The sequence below is a fragment of the Streptosporangium sp. NPDC002607 genome (genome assembly GCF_053592655.1).
This window is the reverse complement of the sequence record NZ_JBSFWD010000084.1, coordinates 1-21,005: the sequence shown is the minus strand read 5'-3', so window position 1 is coordinate 21,005 and position 21,005 is coordinate 1. Positions and strand designations below refer to the sequence as shown.

Below are 21,005 nucleotides of genomic sequence, written 5' to 3'. Positions count from 1 at the left end.
ACGACGTGGGCGCGGGCGGGGCGGCGCCGCTCTGGGTGGTGAGCGGGCCCCCGGGAGCGGGGAAGTCGACGGTCGCGGCGGCGCTGCTGGCGCTGCTCGACCCACCTCCCGCGCTGCTCGACAAGGACACCGTCTACGGCGGCTTCGTCGCCGCCACCCTCCGCGCCCACGGCCGCGACGACGGGGAACGCGAAGGCCCCTGGTATGACGAACACATCAAGCGGTACGAGTACGACGGGCTGACCGAGGTCGCCCGGCAGATCCGCTCGCACGGCTGCCCGGTGATGCTGGAAGGCCCCTTCACCACCCAGGTACACGACGCGGCGGTGTGGGAGCGCTGGGTCGGGCGGCTGGGCGGGCCGCCCGTACACCTCCTCTGGGTCCGCTCGGACGGCGCGGTGCTGCGCTCCCGGCTGGAGGCCAGAGGGCTCGCCAGGGACGCGGGCAAGCTCGGCCGCTTCGAGGACTACCTGCGGGCCATCAGGGTGGACGAACCACCCGTCGTGCCGCACGACGAGATCGACAACCGTCCTGGGGCACCCTCCCTGACGGCACAGCTGGAGAGGATCATCGCCTCCGGGTAGACCGCCCGCCGTGGCGTCCCCGAGCCCTGACGGGCCTGCCCCCGGACCTGGACACCTGTTCACCGCCGGGAATCTCCCCGGCGACGGGCGAGGCCGTCGGCTCGGGGGCCGGCGGACGCCGGCGCCTCCGCCTCTCGCGTCCGTACGGGAATCCCGGACGCCGGATATCGGCATGCCCGGCGTCCGAAACGCAGGTGAAACCCGAATCGCGGGAATCTCGGATGCCGGACACCGGCGCCGGCTCTCGACCCTGGGAATCGGGATCTTCCGGATTCGGCCCCGGCAGGCGTCAACGGCCACCCCAAGCCGCCCTGTATTTCCGGACCAGAACCCCCTTTGGAACGATTCGACAAAATTGAGTCACATTTCATGACAAGTTTGCATTGCAGGCATAACGTAGCGGCCTTACGTTCCCGGTATGGATCTCGAGCTCCGACACCTCAAGATCGTGCGCGCGGTGGCACAGGCCGGTAGCGTCACCAAGGCCGCCACCCACCTCGGACTGGCCCAACCCGCACTGACAGCACAGCTCAAACGGATAGAGCGGGTTCTCGGGGGAGCTCTTTTCGAACGCGATCACAACGGCGCGCGGCCCACGCCCCTGGGGGAGCTGGTCCTGTCACGCGCGCTGGTCCTCCTGCCCGCGGCCCGCGAACTCCAGGAGGAGGCACTCCGATTCGCCAACGCGAACGCCGACGTCCCCAGCTACCGGCTGGGCGCCACCAACGGCCCGATACTCGGCGGCCTGATGGACCGCCTCGCCACCGCCTGGCCGTCCACTCCCGTGAGCACCTACACCTCCTGGTCCGCCAAGGAGCTCACCACCATGGTGATGCTGGGCCGGATCGACTTCGCGTTCATCGGCGCCTGCGGGGAGAGCCCGCCACCGGTGGAGGGACCGGTGGTGTGGTCGACCGTGGGCACCGACCCGGTCTTCGTACTGCTCAACGAGGACCATCCGCTGGTCGACAGGAAGGAGGTGGAACTGGCCGAGCTGGCCGACGAGCAGTGGACCGTCACCCCCGGCGACAGCTGCTTCGGCGACTGCTTCGCCACGGCCTGCGCCCGCGCCGGCTTCACCCCCAAGACCATCTACGAGACCGACGTGGCCACCTGCATGCACCTGGCCAAGGTCGGCCGCGCCGCCGCGCTCTGCCAGGCGACCTTCCAGCCCGCCGAGGGGTTGAAGCTGGTGCCGCTCGCCGGCGCCCCGCTGCGCTGGCGGCAGCTGCTCGGCTGGCACCCGGAGGCGCCCAGCGCCGCGGTCGCGATGCCGATCTTCGAGCACGCGAAGGCCGCGCACTCCGACGCGGTCGGGCGGAGCAGACGATATGCCGCGTGGCTGACCGAGAACCCCGGGTTGGGCACCTCTCCATAACGTGACGGTAGGGGACATTCGGTAGAGGCGCGCCTCATGTGCACACCGTTACCTTGACGGCACCCCCCACATGAGGAGAGAACCCATGCTCCGCAGAAGTGCCGTGACAGCGGGCTTCGCGCTCGCTGTCGCCATGGTGGCCACCCCCGCCATCGCCCACCAGGGACCCGGCGAGACCGCCGCCCCCTACACCCTCGCCGAGGCCCGGACACTGGTGGAGGCCACTGCCAAGCCGGCTCCGGGCCTGGTCGACGCCATCCGGCGCGACCTCGGCGGCACCAGCGAGCAGGCCTCGGCCCGACTGATCAACGAGGCCGCCGCCGCCAAGGTCGAGCCCGCCCTCCGCGGGCAGCTCGGCACCTCCTTCGCCGGAGCCTGGGTGACCGGCCCCACCTCCAACCTCGTGATCGCCACCAGCGACTCCACCAGGATCGCCTCGCTCGCCAGGTCGGGCGCGGAGGTCAAGCTCTTCAAGAACTCCCTGGCCACGCTCGACACGGCCAAGGAGCGGCTCGACCAGCTCGTGGCCTCCGCGCCGAAGTCGATCCCGTCCTGGTACGTCGACGTGCGGAGCAACAGCGTCGTCGTGCTGGCCGGTGACGTCGCCGAGGCGCAGGCGTTCGTGGACGGCAGCGGCGTGGACAAGTCGCTCGTCCGCGTCGAGGCCTCGCAGGAGAAGCCCAAGCCGCTCTACGACGTCCGCGGCGGCGACGCCTTCTACATGGGCGGCCGCTGCTCGGTCGGCTTCTCGGTCACCCGCGGCAGCCAGGGCGGCTTCGCCACCGCCGGCCACTGCGGCACGGCCGGCACCGCCACCCAGGGCTACAACCAGGTCGCCCAGGGCACCTTCCAGGGCTCGTCCTTCCCCGGCAACGACTACGCGTGGGTCGCGGTCAACTCCAACTGGACCCCGACCGGCGTGGTGAACGGCTACAGCGCGGGCATCCTTCCGGTGGCCGGCTCCACCCAGCAGGTCGTGGGCAGCTCCATCTGCCGCTCCGGCTCCACCACCCAGTACCGCTGCGGCACCATCAGCCAGCACAACACGAGCGTCACCTACCCCGAGGGCACCATCACCGGCCTGACCCGCACCACCGTGTGCGCCGAGCCCGGCGACTCCGGCGGCTCCTACATCTCCGGCAGCCAGGCCCAGGGCGTCACCTCCGGCGGCTCGGGCAACTGCACCGTCGGCGGCACCACCTACCACCAGCCGATCAACGAGATCCTCTCGGCGTACGGGCTCACCCTGGTGACCAACGGGACCCCGCCGCCCACCGGGTGCAGCGGTTACCAGAGCACCTACACCGGCTCGCTGACGTCCAACGCCAACGCCTACCAGCCCGGCACCGCCGGCTACAGCGCCGCCGCGGGCGTCCACCGCGTCTGCCTGGACGGGCCCAACGGCACCGACTACGACGCCTACCTGCAGAAGCTGAGCGGTTCCACCTGGACGACCGTGGCCAGCGGGACCTCCCCCAACCCCGATGAGGCCTTCACCTACAGCGGCACCGCGGGCACCTACCGCGTACGGGTGCACGCCTACAGCGGCTCCGGCTCCTACACCCTCGGCCTGACCAGGCCGTAAGGGCCTGCCCGGCCGGACTCGATCGAGTCCGGCCGGGAACACACCGGACACGCGAGCCCCGGCGATCACACATCCCGAGCGGACCCCGGGGAGGTGTCCCGGCCGCCCTCCCCGCCACGAGCCCGTGCGACCTCGTGGCGGGGAGGGCGGCGCCGTCATGCCCGGACGTCGAGAACAATGGTGTGATGAGCGACCTTCTGACGCTGAGCGAGGGCGCGGTGCTGACGCACCTCGTCACCCGGGCCGAGCTGGCGAGCGGGGTGCTGCCGGCCTCCGACGACCTGCGGCTGTGGGCGCGGCTGGCCGACGGCGACGGGGTGCCGCTTGCCGGGGGCGGCCGGGTGCTGACCTCCCTCGACACCGGAGAGCCCGTCCTGACCGGCCCCGAGGGCTGGCTGGCCCACCTGGAACCCGAGCAGGTGATCGCGCTGCGCCTGCGCGACGGCGTCCTGGAGCTGTCGGCCGTCGAGCTGGACGACGTTCCGGCGGAGCGGGTGATGCGGGTCGTCCAGGAGTTCGGGGAGCAGGCCCTCGACGCGCTGCGCGCCTTCGCGGAAGGGCTGGAGCCCAGTCCGGGCGTACCGGTCGACGTGGTGGTCCTGGAGCTGCTGATGAAGGCTCCGGAGACCTTCGCCGACCCGCTGCCGCCGCTCTCCCCGCTGCTGCGCAACGCCTCGCTGGAGGTGCACGCCGGCAGGGTGGGCATCGTGGGCGCGCCGTGGGACACGGCGTCGGTCGCCGACCTGGCGCCGCTGGACATCATCAGGCTGGCCCTGGTGCGCAGCGCGCTGCGCACCTACGGCGAGGGCGCCGACCTCTCCAAGGCCGTCACCTACCTGTCCCGCTCCGAGACGGTGCTGGCGAGGATCGCCGACGAGGTGGAGCGCGAGCCGCTCGGCCCGGCGCCGGCCTCGGCACTGCCCCGCACCGAACCGGCCGCGCTGCTGCTGATCGCCAGGTCGGCCGAGGGCGAGGGCCGCTCGTTCGAGGCGTCCGGGCTGATCTCCGAGGTGCTCTCCCTCTCCCCCGGCCTGGCTCCGGCCGTGCGCGACGCGGCCGAGTACGCCGCGTGCCGCACCGACCCGGGCGCCCCGCTGCCCGAGCGCGCCGCGCACCTGTACCGGCAGCTGCTCGCGTACGCCTATCGCCCGGCCCGCAGGCGGCTGATCGAGGACCTGGTCGCGCTGAGCGTCCGGGTGGCCGAGCCCGCCCTGGCGGACCTGGCCCTGTTCGAGAACGACGTGGTCGGCGAGTTCCTGGACGCGCGCGCCGAGTGGCTGCGCGACGACGAGGTGGGGCTGCTGGAGTCGTGGCGGCGGACGCCGCTGCGCCTGTGGGAGGTCCTCGACGTCTCCGGGGACGAGATCACCGTGGCCGCCGCCGGAGGCGGGGACGGCGACGGGGGGCGGGTGACGCTGGCCGACGAGCTGCTCTCCGGGCAGGCGCTGCCGGGAGACCTGATGCTGACCCGGCTGCTGAGCGACGGGGCGGGCCCGCACGTGTTCGGCCACCCGTTCAAGGTCGCCCCGGAGCGGAGGCAGGAGATGCTGGACCTGCTCACCGACCCCGTCGACCCCTACGCGGTGGCCGCCTTCTTCAGGCGCCTCGGCCGGGCCCCCGGCGCGGCGGGCGAGGACTCCGGGCACTGAGAGGCCGGCCCTCCCCCGCCGGGCACGTAGGCTCCCTTATGTCGGTGATTAAGCAAAAGAAAATCACCGATAGGCATAATGGAGCAGGCGGAGGGCGTAAGTCGCTTTGACGTGGCGGAAACAAGGAGTGTTGACTGTGCGCATGCTTAGCGAAGCGAACGGCTCGATCGCCGGCGCGGGGGCGCTTCTGAACATCATGCGCGACGGTCGGGCCAGGACGCGGGCCGAACTGATCCAGCTGACCGGGCTGGCCAGGTCCACGCTGGCCCAGCGCCTCGACGCGCTGCTGAGCCGGCAGTGGATCGTGCCGACCGAGGAGGCCATCTCCTCGGGAGGCCGGCCCGCCGTCGCCTTCACGTTCAACCGCACCGCCCGCGTCGTCCTCGCCGCCGACCTCGGCGCCACCCACGCCCGGGTGGCGGTCACCGACCTCGGCACCACGGTCCTGGCGGAGCGCGCGGCCGAGGTGCCGATAGACCGCGGCCCCGAGGAGACGCTCGGCTGGCTCCAGCACACCTTCGAGGAGATGCTCGCCGAGACCGGCCACCGCCCGGACGAGATCTGCGGCATCGGCGTCGGTCTCCCCGGCCCGGTCGAGCACAGCTCGGGACGCCCGGTCAACCCGCCGATAATGCCGGGCTGGGACGGTTTCCCCGTTCCGGAATGGCTCGGCTCGCGCCTCGGCGCGCCCGTCCTCGTCGACAACGACGTGAACATCATGGCGCTGGGCGAGCACTGGGCCGCCCGCCCCGAGGCCGACCACCTCATCTTCATCAAGATCGGCACCGGCATCGGCTGCGGCATCATCAGCGACCGCCGCCTGCACCGGGGCGCCCAGGGCGCGGCGGGCGACATCGGCCACATCCAGGTGGCCTCGGCCCTCGACACCGTCTGCCGCTGCGGCAACGTCGGCTGCCTGGAGGCCGTCGCCAGCGGCGCCGCCATCTCGGCCAAACTCTGCGCGGCCGGGGTGACCGCCGAGGACAGCCGCGACGTGGTCCGTCTGGTGCGCAGCGGCAACACCCAGGCCGTCCAGCTCATCCGGCAGGCGGGCCGCGAGGTCGGCGACGTGCTCGCCTCGATCGTCAACTTCTTCAACCCCTCGGTGATCGTGGTCGGCGGCGACATCTCCGAGGCCGGGGAGCAGGTGCTCGCCGGCCTTCGCGAGGTCATCTACAGCCGGTCGCTGCCGCTGGCCACCCAGCATCTGACGATCACCGGCAGCGAGCTGGGCGACCGCGCGGGCGTGATCGGCGCCGCCGTCATGGTCATCGAACACGTCCTGGCCCCCGGCAGCGTCGACCGCTCCGTCAGCCCCGCCTGACCGCGCGCGGTTCCGGCGCCGCGGTTCCGCCGGGGAAGCCCGCGCACCGTCGAACCCGGACCGATCGGCGGCCGTGGGACACTCGTCCGGCCATGGACACCGAAACCATCAGGACCGCCCGGCTCACGCTCGAACCGCTGGCGGTGCGCCACGCGGCCGAGATGGCCGAGGTGCTCGGCGATCCGGCCCTGCACACCTTCATCGGCGGCTCTCCGGAGACCCCCGAACAACTCCGCGACCGCTACGCCCGCCTGGTCGCCGGACCGCCACCGGGCCGGGACGAGTCGTGGCTCAACTGGGTGATCCGCCTCGACGGCCCGGATCGGCTGGTCGGTTACGTCCAGGCGACGGTGACCCGCGACCACGCGGCCGTGGCCTGGGTGGTGGGAACCCGCTGGCAGGGCCGGGGCATCGCCGGGGAGGCCGCGGTCGCCCTCGTCGACTGGCTCAGGGCACGCGGCACGGCCGTCGTCGCCACCATCCATCCCGACCATGCCGCCTCGTCGGCCGTGGCCCGCGGGGCAGGGCTGGTACCGACCGGCGGCCGGGTGGACGGGGAGATCGTCTGGAGATACGGCGGGCGCGAACCTGAGTAGGAGTGCTCAGCCGCCGCTGAGTGCGTACGCTCTCCCCCGGCTTGGCGATCTTCGAAATCCTCGGGTCATGAAATGGTGGATCTTCCTGGTCGCGCTCGTCAGCACGGTGGTCGCGGCGTGGCTGCTCGTGTACGCCGACGTCCCGCTCGCCACGTTCCTGTCGCTCGGGCTCGGCGCGATCAGCCTCGTCTGGTTGATCGTGCTCCTCACCCTGCCGTGGAACCTCTACTTCGGGGCGCGCCAGGTGGTCCACGAGATCCACGTGTCCAGGGAGCGCGGCATCCAGGTACCCGAGGGGCACGAGGCCGAGGCGCTGGAGATCGCCGGGCGGATGCGCCGGTTCGCCATCGGCGGCCACATCGTCTCCGCGGTGCTCCTGGCCGTCATCACCTACCTGTCCGGTGCCTTCGTGGGCTACTACTTCGCCGGTTTCTACCTGCTGAGCACCTGCTTCCGGCCGGCCGGCGCCTACCTGTCCCACCTGCGCGAGCGGGTCACCACGCTGATGAAGGAGGCATACCACCCCCGCGAGGACATCGTCTCGCTCGTCGCCAGGGTGGACGACCTGGCCGCCGAGGTGACCGCGCTGACCAGGTCAGCCGAGCGGCTCCGGGACGACGTCGAGACGCTCGGCGCCGACCTGCGCAACGGCGACGAGGCCCTGGAGCGCCGGATCACCGGGCTCGCCCGGCGTTTCGAGGACACCGTGGACGGTCTCACCGACAACCACGAGGTCATCACCGGGCTCAAGGCCTTCCTGCGCCTGGTCCGGGCCGACGCCCACGGCCGGGCCTGACCCGCGCCACGCCCGGGGTGCCGCCTCCAGCAGCCGCGCCGCGGCGCCGAGGACGTCCCGGACGCCGATTTCCAGCAGACCCGGATCGGGCCGGTAGGCGTAGGGGTCGCCGTGGCCGCCCGCCCACAGGACGACGTGCGGTCCCGTCTCCGGAGGTCCCCACACGGCGGGTGCGACTGGGCCGAACAGCGCCACGGAGGGCGTGGCGAACGCGGCCGCCAGATGGGTCACCCCGGTGTCCCCGCAGACCACCAGCCTGGCCCTGGCCACCAGCGCGGCCAGCTCGCGCAGCCCGGTGCGCCCGGCGAGCACGCACGAAGGCGGCAGCCCGGCGAGCATGGCCACCCGCTCGGCGAGGTCCCGCTCCCCCGCGCTCCCGGTGACCACCACCTCGTGCCCGTTCCTCCGCAGGTCCGCGGCCACCAGCGCGAACCGCTCCGGCGGCCAGCGCCTGGCCGGGTACCCGGCCCCGGGGTGGATGACGACGGGCCGGGACTCCTCCTCGCGAGAGGCGAGGCGCCGGAGCCCCAGATCGGCGGGGTCGGCCGTGATGCCGTACCAGGCGAGCAGGTCGCACCAGCGCCGTACCTCGTGCACGCCGTCCCGCCAGACCGGTCCGCGCGCGCCGGGGAAGGCGGGGTGGGAGTGGGTCAGCAGCCGGGCCGGGCCGGTGCGGTGGAGCGCGGCGATGCCGCGCGGGCCGGCGCCGTGCAGGTTGACCGCGATGTCCACGCGCCGGCCGAGCGGCGGTACGTGACCGGGCCCCGACACGTCGCACACCTCGTCCACCGCGCCGATCAGCGGCACCAGGGGCGCCAGCGCGGAAGGCGCGGCCAGCACGACCCGGTGGCCGGGGTGGGAGCGGCGCAGGGCGCGCAGGGCGGGGACCGCGGTGAGCAGGTCACCGAGTCCCAGCCCGCGCAGTACCACCATGACCGGGCGGTCCGCCTCGGGCCCGGCGGGGGCGCTCCGCCCTCCGTCGCCGGCACCGGTCTCGCGGAGACTCACGCAGGCCGGAGCGGTGCTCATCTGATCGTCTCCTTGACAGAGGTCAGGTGGTCGACCGCCTCGACGACCCGCGCGCTCGGCACCGACGACAGGCAGGGATGACCGGTGACGGCGCAGGTACCTTCCCGGGTCACCCGGCAGGGGGCCCGCTGGTCACCGAGGATCACGACCGGCACGCCGTACGGCGCCCAGCGGCCGGCGGGGGCCAGGGGGGCGAACAGGCTGACGACCGGCGTGCCGACCGCCGCCGCGAGGTGGGCGGGCCCCGCGTCCGCGACGACCAGGGCGCACGCCCCGGCGAGCACCGCGGCGAGTTCGGGAAAGGTGGTCCTGCCGCCCAGGTCGACGACGGACCTTCCCCGCTGCCCGCCGTACGTGGCCGGGGGGCCGTTCCAGTTCCGGCCGCCCGTCGCGGCACACGTCCCGTCGACCCAGCCGGCGGTGAAGGCGGGCTCGTCCACCCTCCAGCCGCGCAGCCGGGCGGGTCCCCCGCCCATCCAGCCGCCCGCGAAGACGGGTCCCGGCGACAGACCGTGCTGCCCGGCACCCGCGGCGATCCGCGCGGTGAGCCCGTGCTCGTCCTGGCCACCGGTCACGACGACCCTGCGGCCCGAGCGGACGAGGTCCTGAACCGCGCGCGCCCACCTCTCCGCGGGCCATGCCCTGGCGGGGACCGAGGTGCCGGGGTGCACGACCACGTAGCCCGATGGCCCGGTGAGGTGGCGGACCTCGGGCAACGGGTGCCGTACGGCGAGCCCCCCCGGATCTCCGTGCGGTAGCTCGAACCCCGCCGCCCTGGCCAGCCCGAGCATGCGCTCGCTCTCCGGCACGTCCACCTCCTCGTCGACGACGTGCCGTACGTCGAGCAGCGAGCCCGGGTCGTCGGTGGAGACGGCGGCGACCCTCGGCGTACCCGCCAGCCTGAGTATCAGGGCCAGCGGCAACGCGGACTGGTGGAACGAGGTGAGGATCAGCGCCTGTTCGGGAGCCGTGTCCCGGATGGTCCGCAGCAGTCTCAGCACGTGCGGGCCGGCCACCGGCGGCGCGGTGGGGTCGATCCACGGCGCGCGCCACTCCACCACCCGCGACACCCCCGGCAGCAGCTCGCCCGCTGGCCGGCCCCGCGGCCCGGTGAGCAGCACGACCTGCCGCGCCTCCGCGGCCACCGCGCGGATCGCGGGCCCCGCCAGCAGGACGTCGCCCGCGTTGTCCAGGCGGGCGACGAGAACGGTGCCGGTCACCGCCGGCCTCCGGCGCGCCCTGGATGCGGTACGTGAGCCGCCAACAGAACGGTCGTTAAATCACGAAATATCGCGTTTTTTCCAAGAAACCTCATGGAGCCGGGCCTCTCATTCGATATCTAGTGACTACCGAGAGTGGCGCCTCTTAAACCGAAAAATCGGATATAGAGGTAGTTAAGAGCATTGGCCGACCGCTTTTATCACTACAAGTAATTGTTTTGAGGATTACCAGCCCTCCCCGCCAGGCAGCGAGCGAAGCCCCGCGCGAGACAGGGGATGAGGGCGGCCGGCTCGCGCAGCCCGGTGGATGCCGGCCGAGGCCGCCCCGCGACCACAGCCCCCACCGCGAGAAGCGAAGGGCCCGGAGTGGGGGCGGGAAGCCGGTCAGCCGGGGATGCCGGGGGCCTCAGGGACGTCGGGGGCGTCGGGGGCGGCGGGGAGGAGGTGCGCGTTGGGCTCGCGGGCGCGGCCCGCCAGCTCGGGGATCTCCACCACGGTCACCCCCGCCCCCGCGAGTTCCTCGGCCCCGTGGCAGTCGACGAAGAGCAGCGGCTCCCGCCACGCCAGCACCACTCGCCGGACACCGCTGTCCAGGATCAGGCGGGTGCAGGTCCTGGGGCGCGACCTGCGCGCGCTGCACGGCTCCAGGCTGCTGTAGACCGTGGCCCCGGCCAGCCTGGGATCGTCCGGGGAGATCTTGCCGAGCGCCGACTCCTCCGCGTGGACGTGGGGGTCGCCCTCCCGCGAGTAGCCGCGGGAGATCTCCTCACCGCCCTCGGAGACGACCACGGCGCCGACGGAGAAGGCCGTCTCGGAGGGCGGGCACAGCCTCGCCAGGTCGCACGCCAGCCCCAGCCAGTCGTGGTCGTTCATCCGGACCTCCCGGTAGACGGTGCTCAGGCCAGCCGGTAGCGCAGCAGGGTGACGTCGCCCATCCTGCGTACCTCCGCCAGGTCCATTCTGCGGTGGCGGTCCCGGGGGAAGTCCCCGTCCAGGACGAAACGCGGGGCGGCGGAGTCCCCGACGAAGAACGGGGCGACGACGAGGTGCAGCTCGTCCACGAGGTCCTGGCGCAGGAAACGGGTGTGGACGGAGGTGCCGCCCTCGACCATCAGACGGCGCACTCCCCGCCCGTACAGGTCGGCGAGGACCCGGCCGAGGTCGATCGGCTCTCCCGCGTCGACCACCTCCGCGGCCCCCGCGAGGCGGGCGGCGAGTTTCGCCACGGCGGGCGACGCGGCGTACACGATCTTCTCCGTGTCACCGGCGGTGAAGAAGGCGGCGGCCGGGTCGAGGTTCCCGGTGGCGGTCAGCGTCACCTTCGCGGGGGACGGCGGCAGGCCGCGCGCGACCCGCTCCCGCCCGCGTTCCGGCGACCTGACCAGGAGCCGGGGGTTGTCGCGGCGGACGGTGCCCGCCCCGACCAGGATCGCGTCGCAGCCGGCGCGGACCTCGTCGACCCGGTCGAAGTCCTCGTCGTTGGAGAGCAGCAGCCGCTGCGGCGTGCGGTCGTCGATGTAGCCGTCGACGGACATCGCGCAGCTCAGCAGCACGTACGGGCGCTCGCCCACTCCCCGCCTCCCCCGGTCAGGCACCGGCCGATCGTAACAACCTCCCGCCCGGCCCGCTCGCGGCGGTGCCCACCTTCCCCGCGCTGTTGGAACTCCCGGTTTCCCCTGGTAGACCGCCATGACAGGCCGTCCTGACATATCGGCACACACCCCCATTCGTTTACCTTCTGTTAACCTGAAACTGAAGCTTCCCGGGGTGAGGAGTTCATCATGCGTGCGGTTCTGCCGGACCTTGGTCACAAAGGCGCCTTCTCCGCTCCTGTCGAGGAGCCGATCGGCCGCCACCTCCACGACCCCGGTGTGCCGCCAGGAACCACCGTCCGCACGACCGACACCGGCCGGGGCGGGGAAGGCACATGACGGCGGGCCACCCGGTACGCGAGTGTCCAGCAGGCGCCGAGCACGACCGGCGGCACCGCCTCTGATGGGATGGACTCTGGCGTTCGCCGCCGTGGCGATCCTTTTCGTGCTGGTCAGCGGCGCCAACGACGGCGCCACCCTCATCGGTCTCGGGCTCAGGTTCCCCCGCTTCCCCGGATGGGCCGCCGCCACGATCCTGGTGGTCGTGCTCTTCGCCGTCCCCTACCTGCTGGGGGTGACCGTCGCGCGCACCTTCACCGAGCGGCTGGCCGGGCTCGGCACGAGCGGCGGCGCGGCGGCGTTCCTGGTGGGGGTGGTGATCGCGGTGGTGGTGGTCGCGGTGCTGACCGGCAAAGGGCTGCCGACCAGCCTGACGCTCGCGGTGATCGGAGGCATCGGCGGCGCGGGGCTCGGTGCCGGACTACCGGTCTCCTGGACCGACCTGGGCACCGTCCTGGCGATCGGGGCCTGCGCGCCCGTGGTCGGGCTGATCCTGGGCTACCTGCTGGGGGCCGTCTCGCGCCGGGTGCCCTCCTACCGCCGCATGTCGCGGCTGGTGTCCGGCACCCACCTGCTGGCCTACACGGCCCAGTGCGTGGCGTACGCGCTGAACGACGGGCAGAAGATGATCGCGGTGGTGAGCGTGGCGGTCGGCGTGGGCCGCGGCGGGCTCGGCGGGGTCGGCCCCATCGAGGTCCCGCCGACGTGGATGGCGGTCCTGGTGGCGCTCTTCCTCGCCGGCGCGCTGACCAGCCTGATCCGTGTCGGAGGGCGGCTGGGCCGTGGGCTGGTCATCACCCGCCCGCTGCACATCGTCTCCGCGGAGGCGGCGGCCACCGGCGCCGTCCTCGGCAGCTCGGCTCTGGGAAGCCCGGTGAGCATGACTCAGTCGATCACCGCAGGGGTGGTCGGCTCGGCGGCAAGTGAGGGAATGAGGAGAGTGCGATGGCAGGGCGTCGTGAACGTGGGTACGGCATGGCTGGTCACGCTGCCGTCGTCGATGGCGCTGGGCGGCCTCGGCGGCCTCGCGCTGAGACTGATGTGAGCGGCAAGGACGGCCGCACCCGGAGGTTCGTGCGCGCCTGGGACGACCTGCGCGGCCGGTCGGGGCGGCGGATCGTCGGACTGGTGCGGAGCCAGGTCGCCGTCGCGCGGGCTGGAGCCGAACTGGCCCGCTCGACCGCGGCCGGCGAGATCGAGCGGTCCGCCGCGCGCGCCCGGATGGCGGAGGTGGAGCACGAGGGGGACGAGGCGCGGGCCGAGCTGGTGCGGATACTGCGGCGGGTGCTGGCGACCCCCATCGACAGGGAGGACCTGTTCCGGCTCTCGCGCTCGATCGACGACGTGCTGGACCAGCTCCGTGACTATGTGCGCGAGCTCGACCTGTTCGGCCCGGAGGACCTGCGGTTCGCGGTCGAGCCCCTGCAGGCGGTGATCGACGGCCTCGACGAGCTGGAGGGCGCCGTGCTGAAGATGATCGACGCCCCGGGCTCGGTCACCATGGCCGTGCTGGACACGCGCAAGGCGTGCAGCCGGGTCCGCCAGCTCTACCAGGCCCGGCTCGCCGAGCTGTTCGCCGAGCCGCTGGACATGGACACCCTGCGCAGGCGCGAGCTGCTGTCACGGCTCGACGCGGTGGGCCGCCGGCTCGGCGAGGCCGCCGACGCGCTCGCGGACGCGATGCTCAAGCGGAGCCACTGAAACCGCGCCGCCTTACCCATCACCGTCTGCCATTCCCCACTCCCTTTTGACGAAGGACGACTCTTGTTATGAAATATGTTTAGCTAGAGCGAACAGGCGGCCATGCCGCTTGACGGAGGGAGCCGCGGGTGGGCACATCGGAGCGTCATGGCGGTGAGGAGCCGGACCGCCAAGACGCCGTCGGAGCCCGGATGCGGCAGTTCCGCAAGGAGCGCGGCCTGACGTTGCGCGGTCTCGCCACCCACTCCGGGCTCTCCATCGGGTTCCTCTCCCAGGTCGAGCGGGGCATCTCCTCCATCGGCCTGACCGCGCTCAACAGCGTGGCCACGGCGCTCGACCGGAGCGTGGCGGAGTTCTTCAACGACGCGCCGCCGGAGGGGGAGACCGAGGAGAGGCAGCCATCGGTCTCCCCGCTGCCGAGCCACTTCACGCTCACCCGCTCCGCGACGGCCGCCACCGAGTACATCTCGGGCCAGCAGACCTACCGCATGCTCTCGGCCAGGGGGCCGAACCTGGTGCTCGAACCGCTGCTGGTGCACATCGCACCCGGCGGCAGGCGGGAGAACTCCTACGGGCACGCCGGTGAGGAGTTCGCCTTCGTGCTGGAGGGCGAGCTGCTGTACGAGGTCGACGGCGTCGAGCACCGGCTGCACCCGGGCGACAGCGTCCACCTGAGGTCGACGGTCCCGCACAGCATGTTCAACGACACCGACCGGGTCACCACCGTCGTGTCCGTGGTGACCCCCCGGCTGTTCTGACCTTCTCCACCGCTCGCGCTCTCGCCTCGCGAGTGGTGGAGTGACCGCCGATGACCTACGGGCCCCTCCCCGCCCGCGTGACCAGGGCTCGCGGGGCCACGGTCAGTGACGGCGCAGGGCGCGGATCGCCGACGCGGCCAGCCCGACCGCGGCCAGCGCGCCGAGCGCCCCGGCGGCGACCGCCCGGCGCTGGCGGGAGATGCGCGGCCGGATCTCGGCGTACGGCACGGTGCTGAACGAGACGAGCTCGTAGCGCGAGGTGTAGCGGCCGGGCAGCAGCCGCTCCAGGCCGTGCTCGACGCGCTTGCCCAGCAGGAACGTCCGGGAGGCGACCTTGTCGCGCATCTCGACGAAGTTCGCGAGCGCGAGTTCGGCGATGGTGTCGGCGTGCTCCTTGCGGCGGGCACCGTACCGGGCGAGGGCCTCGGGGAAGTCGTCGCCGGTCTCCTGTAGGCAGCGGTCGAGCTCCACGCAGTCCTCGAAGCCGCAGTTGGCGCCCTGGCCGTAGAAGGGGACGATGGCGTGGGCGGCGTCGCCGAGCAGGCCGACCACGGCACCGGTGCCGCGCACCTGCCAGGGGTGCGCCCGCACGGTGACCAGGTGCCCGATCGGGTTGTGGGCGTAGTCTCCGGCGAGGTCGGGCATGAGCGCGCGGGCGTCGGCGTAGTTGGCGGCGAAGAACTCCTCGAACCGCTCCGCGGTGTCCAGTTCCTCGAAACTGCCGGGCCCCGACTTGGGCCAGAACAGCGTGCAGGTGAAGGACCTGTCCGGGTTGGGCAGCGCGATCATCATCGCCTTGCCGCGCGGCCAGATGTGCAGCGCGCCGGGATCGAGGGCGAACCCGCCGTCGCGCGCCGGGATCGTCAGCTCCTTGTAGCCGTAGTCGAGGTAGTCCTGGCTGAAGTCGAAGCCGGGCAGCAGTTGCAGCCGCCCGCGTACCGCGCTGTAGGCGCCGTCGGCGCCGAGCACGACCGGGGCGCCGTGGGTGACGGGCCCGGTGGGCGTGTCGAAGTCCATCCGCCCCGAGTCGACGTCGAGCCCGGTCAGCCGGTGCTCGAAGAGGGCGCGGACCCCGGGCATGGCGAGGGCCGCCTCCAGCAGCGTGCGGTTGAGCTCGGAGCGGCTGATGGAGTTGATCGCCCGCTGCCCTCCGGCGCTGTACGGCTGGAAGTTGAGCGTGCCGTCCGGGGCGTGCACCATCCGGCCCGGCATCGGCAGCGCGGCCTTCAGCACCGCCTCCTCCAGCCCGATCCGGCGCAGCGCGTCGATCCCCCGCTCGGAGATCGCCAGGTTGATCGAGCGCCCGCGCTCCGGCGTGGCCTGGCGCGGGTCGGGCCTGCGCTCGTACAGGGTGACCTCGTAGCCTCGGCGGGCCAGGTAGCAGGCCGTCAGGCAGCCGACCAGCCCGGCGCCGACCACGGCGACCTCGCCACGGGAGCTCATACCGGGTTCACCTCCTCGGCGAGCGCGGCGGCCGCCCGCCAGCAGTCGTGGAACGTGGAGTACATCGGCACGGGGGCCAGCCGGATGACGTCCGGCCGCCGCACGTCGGCGAGGACCCCGTGCACCTCGTGCAGCCGGGTGGCAAGGGTCGCGGCGTCGGTGGCGTCCGTGCCCCCGATCACCCGCAGGGAGAGCTGCGCTCCGCGCCTGGCCGGGTCGGCGGGCGTGACGATCTCCAGCGGGCGGTCGCGGACGACCTCGGCGAGCAGCCGCTCCAGGTAGCCGGTGAGCGCCAGGCTCCGCTCCCTCAGCGCCGCCATCCCGGTCTCGGCGAACATCCGCAGCGAGACTCTGACCGGGGCCATGGCCAGGATCGGCGGGTTGGAGATCTGCCAGGCGTCGGCGGTGGGCACGGGGACGAGCTCGGGCCGCATCTCGAAGCGGGTCGCCTGCTCGGTGCTCCACCACCCGGCCAGCCGGGGCAACTCGGGGTCGGTCACGTGGCGCCGGTGCACGAAGCAGCCCGCGACGGCGCCGGGACCGGCATTGAGGTACTTGTACGAGCACCAGGCCGCGAAGTCCACGTCCCAGTCGTGCAGCGCCAGCGGCACGTTCCCCGCGGCGTGCGCGAGGTCCCAGCCGACGACGCAGCCGGCCGCGTGCCCGGCGGCGGTGACGGCGGGGATGTCGAGGAACTCTCCGGTCAGGTAGTTGACCCCGCCGAGGAGCACGAGCGCCACCCGGTGTCCCTCACGGGCCAGGTAGTCCACGATGTCCTCGGTGCGCAGGCAGTCCTCGCCGGGGCGGGGGCGCAGCCGGACCACCGTCTCGTCGGGGTCGAGGCCGTGGTGGACCGCCTGGCTGCGCACCGCGTAGCTGTCCGAGGAGAAGGCGTGGTCCTCGATGACGATGCGGGTGCGCTCGCCCGCCGGGCGGTAGAAGGTGGCCATCATCAGGTGCAGGTTGACCGTGAGGGAGTTCATCACCACGGTCTCCTCGGGGGCCGCGCCCACCAGCGCGGCGGCGTCCTCGCGCAGCTCGGCGTGGTAGGGCAGCCAGGGGTGTGCCGCCCGGTGGTGCCCCTCGACCGCGTGCAGCGCCCAGTCGTCCAGCTCGGCGGCGAGCGCGGCGCGGACGGCGCGGGGCTGCAGGCCGAGCGAGTTGCCCGCGAAGTAGGCGACCTCGGGGTATCGGCAGGAGGCGGGGGCGGGCGGCAGCAGGAACTCCTCGCGACGGCAGACCGAGTCCTCGGCGTCGGCCGCCAGCGCCGCCCGCTCGCCGAACTCGCCCTCCTCGCCGAACACGCCGGGAGCGCGCGACGCGCCGAGCCCGGCGGAACCATCGGATCCGCCCTGGCCAGGTCCACCCCGGCCGGGTCCTGCCGAGCCGGTTCCGCTCGGATCACGGAGGTCCCCGGCCCGCGTGGCCATCACGCCGACGTCCTGATCGCCGGACCTCCGGCACGCTCGCTCGTCACATCGTCTCCTTCTTCCCCGCCAATGTTCACTCATGCTGAACTCAAGTGAAATTAGGAGTACGAGACGATTCGGGCAGTGCGCTTTGCGGACGAAAGGTTCTACGGGGATCCGGTTTCAGGATGACGTAGCGTCACCCGAAGGCACCGCGGTCAGGCCCTGCCTCTCTTGGCCTCCCTGCCTGTCGCGGCCGGTCAGATCCACGGGACGGAACAGCTACGCCGCCCCCCTCGGTGAGCGGTTCAGCAGCGGCAGCACCTCGGTGCCCAGCAACTCCACGCCACGGTCGTCGGTGAGGCCGTGCGGCGTGCCGAACTCCACCCGGTGCGCGCCCGCGTCGATGAGGGCCTGTGCCTGCGCGGCGACCTGCTCCGGGTCACCGGAGAAGGCGAACAGGTCGAGCAGGTCGTCGGGGATCAGCCGCCCGGCGGCCTCGTCCCTGCCGTCGTCGACCAGTTCCTTGACCCGGCCGAGCAGCTCCTCGGGTATCTCCACGGTCGGGTCGAGGTCGGCGACCACCGCGAGGTACATGGCGACCTCGCTGCGCGCCCTGGCTCTGGCCGCGGCGCCGTCGACGTCCACGACCGTCACCGCGCCCAGCACGACGCCCACCTCGCCCGGGTCACGTCCGGCCGCCGTCGCCCCGGCCGCGACCCGCTCACCGATCACCCCGACCATCGCCGGGTTCGCGCTGCCGCCCACCTTGATCTCGTCGGCGATCCGCCCGGCCAGCGCCGCGCCCTTCGGCCCCCACGCGCCGAGCAGCAGCGGCGGCCGGGTGCGGTGTACGGGGTAGCGCAGCCGGGTGCCCGGCGCCAGGCGGAACATCTCCCCCTCGAACCCTCCGGCGTCGCCGGCCAGCAGCCGGTAGACCACCTCGACGGCCTCCGCCAGCGCGGTCAGCGGCCGGGGCTGGGCGATGCCCACGGCGCCGAGCCAGGTACCGCGTGCCAGGCCCAGGTAGGCGCGGCCGTGCGAGGCCAGGTCAAGGGCGGCGAGCTGCCCGGCGATCTCGTACGGCGCCGCCGAGTACGGGTTGAGGCAGGCCGCACCGAGCCGCACCCGCTCGGTGGCGGCGGCCATCTCCAGCAACGGGAAGATCGGCGGCTGGTACATCAGGTCGCCGAACACGCTCAGCACGTCGAAGCCGTGCTCCTCGGCGCGGCGCGCGAGCCGCGCGTAGTCACCGGCCCGCTTGTCGCTCTGCAGGCCCAGACCGATCTCGGTAGTGCTCATCGGGGGATCACCTCAGGTCAGGTCGGCGGAGTTCATCCGGCGGCGGCGGGTCCGCTCGACCCGCATCACCAGCCGCTCCTCCGGGTCGGGGCAGCTGAAGTGGGAGTCCTGCGCCAGCCAGTCGCCCTGGGCGAGGTCGCGCTGCTTGGCGGCGAGGAACGGCAGGACCGAGGCGAGCGCGTAGACGCAGAAGTGCTCACCGTCGGGGAGGCGCAGGTGCGCGCTCCGCTCCAGCGTGAAGCAGTCGCCCACCTCCATGCCGCAGACGGATCTGCCCTCGATGCGGTCGACCACGACCCGCAGGTCGTACAGTTCCATGTCACCGTCGGCTGCCATGCCCGCCCCCCGCTCGCCCGTGCCCTCGCTGATGTCCTCGCCCGTGCCCCCGCTCATGGCACGAGCAGTTCGGAGTGGTGGTGCACGATGAGCCAGTCGCCGCCGGTCCTGCGCAGCACGTCGGTCACCCGGCTGTACTGCGCGGGTTCACCCGGCGCCTCGGCGACGAGCAGGTAGCGTGCCACCCCGGCGTCGCCCCACACGTCGATCCGCTTGTCCTCGGCCGCCAGCCTGTCGAGTGCGGGACGGGCACCCGAGCCGTCCCTCTCGTCGCGGTAGGCGTCGAGCTCCGACCGGGTACGCAGCGGTCCCGGCAGGTGCGTCTCCCAGGTGGTCACCTCGGCGTGCAGGTGGCTGTCGAACCGGCGCCGGTCCGCCGCGAGGAAGGCGTCGTACATGTCGTCGATGCCCGCCGCGATCGCGGCGGCCTCCGCGTCGTTCACAGAGCCGCTCATCGGGCCGTTCATCGAGCCGTTCACCGGTACCTCACCCAGATGCCCCGATCTTCAGACCCCGGGAAAACCGCGTTCACTGCTTCTCCCATCCCGACCGGTCGTCACGGACGACCCGGCCGCCCTTCATCACCCAGCGGACCCCCCGGAAGGCCGAGGTGTCCGCGAGCGGGTCCGCGTCCATGGCGATGAGGTCCGCGTACTTGCCGACCTCGACGGTGCCGAGGTCGGCGTCGGCGCCGAGCCAGCGCACCGGGCCGAGCGTGCCCGCGTAGAGCGCTCCCGCCGGGCCGAGACCTCCCTCGGACATGCACTCCAGCTCGCGTACCGAGGCGTTGGTCCCCTCGAAGTCCCAGAACGGCGGCATGTCGCTGCCCAGCAGGACGTCCACCCCGGCGTCGAGGGCCATGGCGTAGCTCTCCAGATGCCGGGGACCCGCGCCGAGCGAGCGGCACTGCATCCACTGCGGCACCCCGAGCTCGTCGAAGAACTCCTTGCAGCGGGTGACGAGCAGCGTCGGCACCAGGGCCGTGCCGCGCTCGGCCATTCTCTTCGCGACCTCGGGGGTGAGCTGGTAGCCGTGCTCCACGCAGTCGAGGCCCAGCTCGACGGCCTCGGCGATCACCGCCGCCGGCCCCGCGTGCGCGGTGACCTTCCGGCCCCAGGCGTGCGCGGTCTGCAGCGCCGCCGCCATCTCGTCGGAGAACAGCTGCGGGGTGTCGATGCTCTCGTGCTCCCCGGCGATGCCACCGGAGATCATGATCTTGATGAGGTCGGCACCCGCCTTGACCTGGGTGCGCACCCCGCGCCGGAACCCGTCGACTCCGTCGCACTCCATGGTGTCGCTCGCCTCGTGGCCGTGGCCGCCGGTGCAGACCAGGGCCTGGCCCGCCGTGAAGATGCGCGGCCCGGTCGCCCTGCCCGACTCGATGGCCCGGCGCAGCGCGAAGTCGGCGTGCTCCTTCTCGGCCACGCACCGCACCGTGGTGACCCCGCAGTGCAGAGTACGACGGGCACCGTCGGCCATGTAGAGGACGAGTTCGTGCGCCGTCATGTTCTTGACGCTGTCGCCTCCCTGGCCCGGCAGCGACAGGGACAGGTGGGTGTGCATGTTGACCAGGCCAGGGGTGACGTACGCGCCGTCGAGATCGAGCCGCGGGGCCTCCCCCACCCGCTCCAGGACCTGCTCGCGGGGACCCACGGCCGCGATCCGGTCGTCCCGGATCCACACCGCCGCGTCCGCGATCCGCCCCTCGGCGCTCTTCGGAGCGGCGCTCTTCGGAGCCTCGGCCGACGCATTGGCCGACGGAGCGCCGCCGGCGCGGGCGTCGGTGACCGTGCAGTTGACAATGACCACGTCGTTCATCGGACGGCCTCGATCCCGTAGATCCTGCGGGCGGCGTCGGGAGAGACATAGCCCTCGGCGACGTCGCGGCGGACCAGTTCCGGATCGCGCTCGCACGGATCCCCGTGCCCGCCACCCCCGGCGGTCAGCAACCTGATCCGGTCACC

20 protein-coding genes are annotated in these 21,005 nt (G+C 72.7%); 10 read left to right on the top strand and 10 right to left on the bottom strand.

What is annotated here, in order from left to right:
- Positions 1–5 precede the first annotated feature (5 nt).
- The 6 genes from ACWD3H_RS44660 to ACWD3H_RS44635 all read left to right on the top strand — a co-directional run bounded on the left by ACWD3H_RS44660 (position 6) and on the right by ACWD3H_RS44635 (position 7,116).
- Positions 6–584 carry an AAA family ATPase gene (locus ACWD3H_RS44660; RefSeq protein WP_451959346.1) on the top strand — a complete coding sequence of 193 codons (579 nt, stop codon included), beginning with the start codon at positions 6–8 and terminating at the stop codon, positions 582–584.
- A 418-nt stretch (positions 585–1,002) separates the two neighbouring features.
- A complete protein-coding gene (locus tag ACWD3H_RS44655; RefSeq protein ID WP_451959345.1) occupies positions 1,003–1,962 on the top strand; it encodes a LysR substrate-binding domain-containing protein in 960 nt (319 codons plus the stop codon).
- Positions 1,963–2,047: 85 nt separating this feature from the next.
- Positions 2,048–3,547, top strand: coding sequence for a S1 family peptidase (locus ACWD3H_RS44650; RefSeq protein ID WP_451959344.1), 1,500 nt, complete (start codon positions 2,048–2,050; stop codon positions 3,545–3,547).
- Positions 3,548–3,732: 185 nt separating this feature from the next.
- On the top strand, positions 3,733–5,196 hold the full coding sequence (locus ACWD3H_RS44645; protein WP_451959343.1) for a hypothetical protein: 1,464 nt from the start codon (positions 3,733–3,735) through the stop codon (positions 5,194–5,196).
- A 142-nt stretch (positions 5,197–5,338) separates the two neighbouring features.
- Complete coding sequence (locus tag ACWD3H_RS44640; RefSeq protein WP_451959342.1) at positions 5,339–6,520, top strand: ROK family protein; 1,182 nt, start codon at positions 5,339–5,341, stop codon at positions 6,518–6,520.
- Positions 6,521–6,612: 92 nt separating this feature from the next.
- A complete protein-coding gene (locus ACWD3H_RS44635) occupies positions 6,613–7,116 on the top strand; it encodes a GNAT family N-acetyltransferase (protein ID WP_355629139.1) in 504 nt (167 codons plus the stop codon).
- Between the two features lie 595 nt (positions 7,117–7,711).
- Here ACWD3H_RS44635 and ACWD3H_RS44630 read toward each other — a convergent pair.
- From ACWD3H_RS44630 to ACWD3H_RS44615, 4 genes are all read right to left on the bottom strand, one after another.
- Positions 7,712–8,941 (bottom strand): glycosyltransferase family 9 protein, encoded by a 1,230-nt coding sequence (locus ACWD3H_RS44630; protein ID WP_451959341.1) that lies wholly within the window; start codon positions 8,939–8,941, stop codon positions 7,712–7,714.
- Positions 8,938–10,161 (bottom strand): glycosyltransferase family 9 protein, encoded by a 1,224-nt coding sequence (locus tag ACWD3H_RS44625; RefSeq protein WP_451959340.1) that lies wholly within the window; start codon positions 10,159–10,161, stop codon positions 8,938–8,940. Before ACWD3H_RS44625 ends, ACWD3H_RS44630 begins: the two co-directional genes overlap by 4 nt.
- 384 nt (positions 10,162–10,545) lie before the next feature.
- Positions 10,546–11,034: a dCMP deaminase gene (locus ACWD3H_RS44620; protein WP_451959339.1), complete on the bottom strand. Its 489-nt coding sequence runs from the start codon at positions 11,032–11,034 to the stop codon at positions 10,546–10,548.
- Positions 11,035–11,057: 23 nt separating this feature from the next.
- Positions 11,058–11,756 (bottom strand): RibD family protein, encoded by a 699-nt coding sequence (locus ACWD3H_RS44615; RefSeq protein WP_451959338.1) that lies wholly within the window; start codon positions 11,754–11,756, stop codon positions 11,058–11,060.
- Between the two features lie 186 nt (positions 11,757–11,942).
- Between ACWD3H_RS44615 and ACWD3H_RS44610 the strand changes: the two genes are divergently transcribed.
- The 4 genes from ACWD3H_RS44610 to ACWD3H_RS44595 all read left to right on the top strand — a co-directional run bounded on the left by ACWD3H_RS44610 (position 11,943) and on the right by ACWD3H_RS44595 (position 14,551).
- Positions 11,943–12,092 (top strand): hypothetical protein, encoded by a 150-nt coding sequence (locus ACWD3H_RS44610; RefSeq protein ID WP_355566348.1) that lies wholly within the window; start codon positions 11,943–11,945, stop codon positions 12,090–12,092.
- A gap of 64 nt (positions 12,093–12,156) precedes the next feature.
- Positions 12,157–13,137, top strand: coding sequence for an anion permease (locus ACWD3H_RS44605; RefSeq protein ID WP_451959337.1), 981 nt, complete (start codon positions 12,157–12,159; stop codon positions 13,135–13,137).
- Positions 13,134–13,793, top strand: coding sequence for a DUF47 domain-containing protein (locus tag ACWD3H_RS44600; RefSeq protein WP_355566342.1), 660 nt, complete (start codon positions 13,134–13,136; stop codon positions 13,791–13,793). The genes ACWD3H_RS44605 and ACWD3H_RS44600 overlap by 4 nt, the downstream gene beginning before the upstream one ends.
- A 128-nt stretch (positions 13,794–13,921) precedes the next feature.
- Entirely contained in the window at positions 13,922–14,551 is a 630-nt protein-coding gene (locus ACWD3H_RS44595; RefSeq protein ID WP_051753275.1) for a helix-turn-helix domain-containing protein, read from the top strand.
- A 102-nt stretch (positions 14,552–14,653) separates the two neighbouring features.
- Here the strand turns inward: ACWD3H_RS44595 and ACWD3H_RS44590 are convergent, their stop codons facing one another.
- From ACWD3H_RS44590 to ACWD3H_RS44565, 6 genes are all read right to left on the bottom strand, one after another.
- Positions 14,654–15,994 (bottom strand): FAD-dependent oxidoreductase, encoded by a 1,341-nt coding sequence (locus ACWD3H_RS44590; RefSeq protein WP_355566339.1) that lies wholly within the window; start codon positions 15,992–15,994, stop codon positions 14,654–14,656.
- Complete coding sequence (gene kynU, locus ACWD3H_RS44585; RefSeq protein WP_451959336.1) at positions 15,991–17,298, bottom strand: kynureninase; 1,308 nt, start codon at positions 17,296–17,298, stop codon at positions 15,991–15,993. The genes ACWD3H_RS44590 and kynU overlap by 4 nt, the downstream gene beginning before the upstream one ends.
- Positions 17,299–17,685: 387 nt before the next feature.
- Positions 17,686–18,705 (bottom strand): LLM class flavin-dependent oxidoreductase, encoded by a 1,020-nt coding sequence (locus ACWD3H_RS44580; RefSeq protein WP_451959335.1) that lies wholly within the window; start codon positions 18,703–18,705, stop codon positions 17,686–17,688.
- Between the two features lie 12 nt (positions 18,706–18,717).
- On the bottom strand, positions 18,718–19,098 hold the full coding sequence (locus ACWD3H_RS44575) for a TIGR04076 family protein (protein ID WP_355566330.1): 381 nt from the start codon (positions 19,096–19,098) through the stop codon (positions 18,718–18,720).
- Positions 19,095–19,496, bottom strand: coding sequence for a nuclear transport factor 2 family protein (locus tag ACWD3H_RS44570; protein WP_355628381.1), 402 nt, complete (start codon positions 19,494–19,496; stop codon positions 19,095–19,097). The genes ACWD3H_RS44575 and ACWD3H_RS44570 overlap by 4 nt, the downstream gene beginning before the upstream one ends.
- A 73-nt stretch (positions 19,497–19,569) precedes the next feature.
- On the bottom strand, positions 19,570–20,859 hold the full coding sequence (locus tag ACWD3H_RS44565) for an amidohydrolase family protein (protein WP_451959334.1): 1,290 nt from the start codon (positions 20,857–20,859) through the stop codon (positions 19,570–19,572).
- Between the last annotated feature and the right edge of the window lie 146 nt (positions 20,860–21,005).

Excerpts from the sequence above, each read along its gene's own strand:
- ACWD3H_RS44635 (WP_355629139.1), top strand. The coding sequence starts at position 6,613 with ATGGACACCGAAACCATCAGGACCGCCCGGCTCACGCTCGAACCGCTG.
- ACWD3H_RS44575 (WP_355566330.1), bottom strand. The coding sequence starts at position 19,098 with ATGAGCGGGGGCACGGGCGAGGACATCAGCGAGGGCACGGGCGAGCGG.
- ACWD3H_RS44650 (WP_451959344.1), top strand. The coding sequence starts at position 2,048 with ATGCTCCGCAGAAGTGCCGTGACAGCGGGCTTCGCGCTCGCTGTCGCC.
- ACWD3H_RS44645 (WP_451959343.1), top strand. The coding sequence starts at position 3,733 with ATGAGCGACCTTCTGACGCTGAGCGAGGGCGCGGTGCTGACGCACCTC.
- ACWD3H_RS44580 (WP_451959335.1), bottom strand. The coding sequence starts at position 18,705 with ATGAGCACTACCGAGATCGGTCTGGGCCTGCAGAGCGACAAGCGGGCC.
- ACWD3H_RS44655 (WP_451959345.1), top strand. The coding sequence starts at position 1,003 with ATGGATCTCGAGCTCCGACACCTCAAGATCGTGCGCGCGGTGGCACAG.
- ACWD3H_RS44620 (WP_451959339.1), bottom strand. The coding sequence starts at position 11,034 with ATGAACGACCACGACTGGCTGGGGCTGGCGTGCGACCTGGCGAGGCTG.
- ACWD3H_RS44605 (WP_451959337.1), top strand. The coding sequence starts at position 12,157 with ATGGGATGGACTCTGGCGTTCGCCGCCGTGGCGATCCTTTTCGTGCTG.
- ACWD3H_RS44565 (WP_451959334.1), bottom strand. The coding sequence starts at position 20,859 with ATGAACGACGTGGTCATTGTCAACTGCACGGTCACCGACGCCCGCGCC.
- ACWD3H_RS44610 (WP_355566348.1), top strand. The coding sequence starts at position 11,943 with ATGCGTGCGGTTCTGCCGGACCTTGGTCACAAAGGCGCCTTCTCCGCT.
- ACWD3H_RS44570 (WP_355628381.1), bottom strand. The coding sequence starts at position 19,496 with ATGAGCGGCTCTGTGAACGACGCGGAGGCCGCCGCGATCGCGGCGGGC.
- ACWD3H_RS44590 (WP_355566339.1), bottom strand. The coding sequence starts at position 15,994 with ATGAGCTCCCGTGGCGAGGTCGCCGTGGTCGGCGCCGGGCTGGTCGGC.
- ACWD3H_RS44630 (WP_451959341.1), bottom strand. The coding sequence starts at position 8,941 with ATGAGCACCGCTCCGGCCTGCGTGAGTCTCCGCGAGACCGGTGCCGGC.
- ACWD3H_RS44640 (WP_451959342.1), top strand. The coding sequence starts at position 5,339 with ATGCTTAGCGAAGCGAACGGCTCGATCGCCGGCGCGGGGGCGCTTCTG.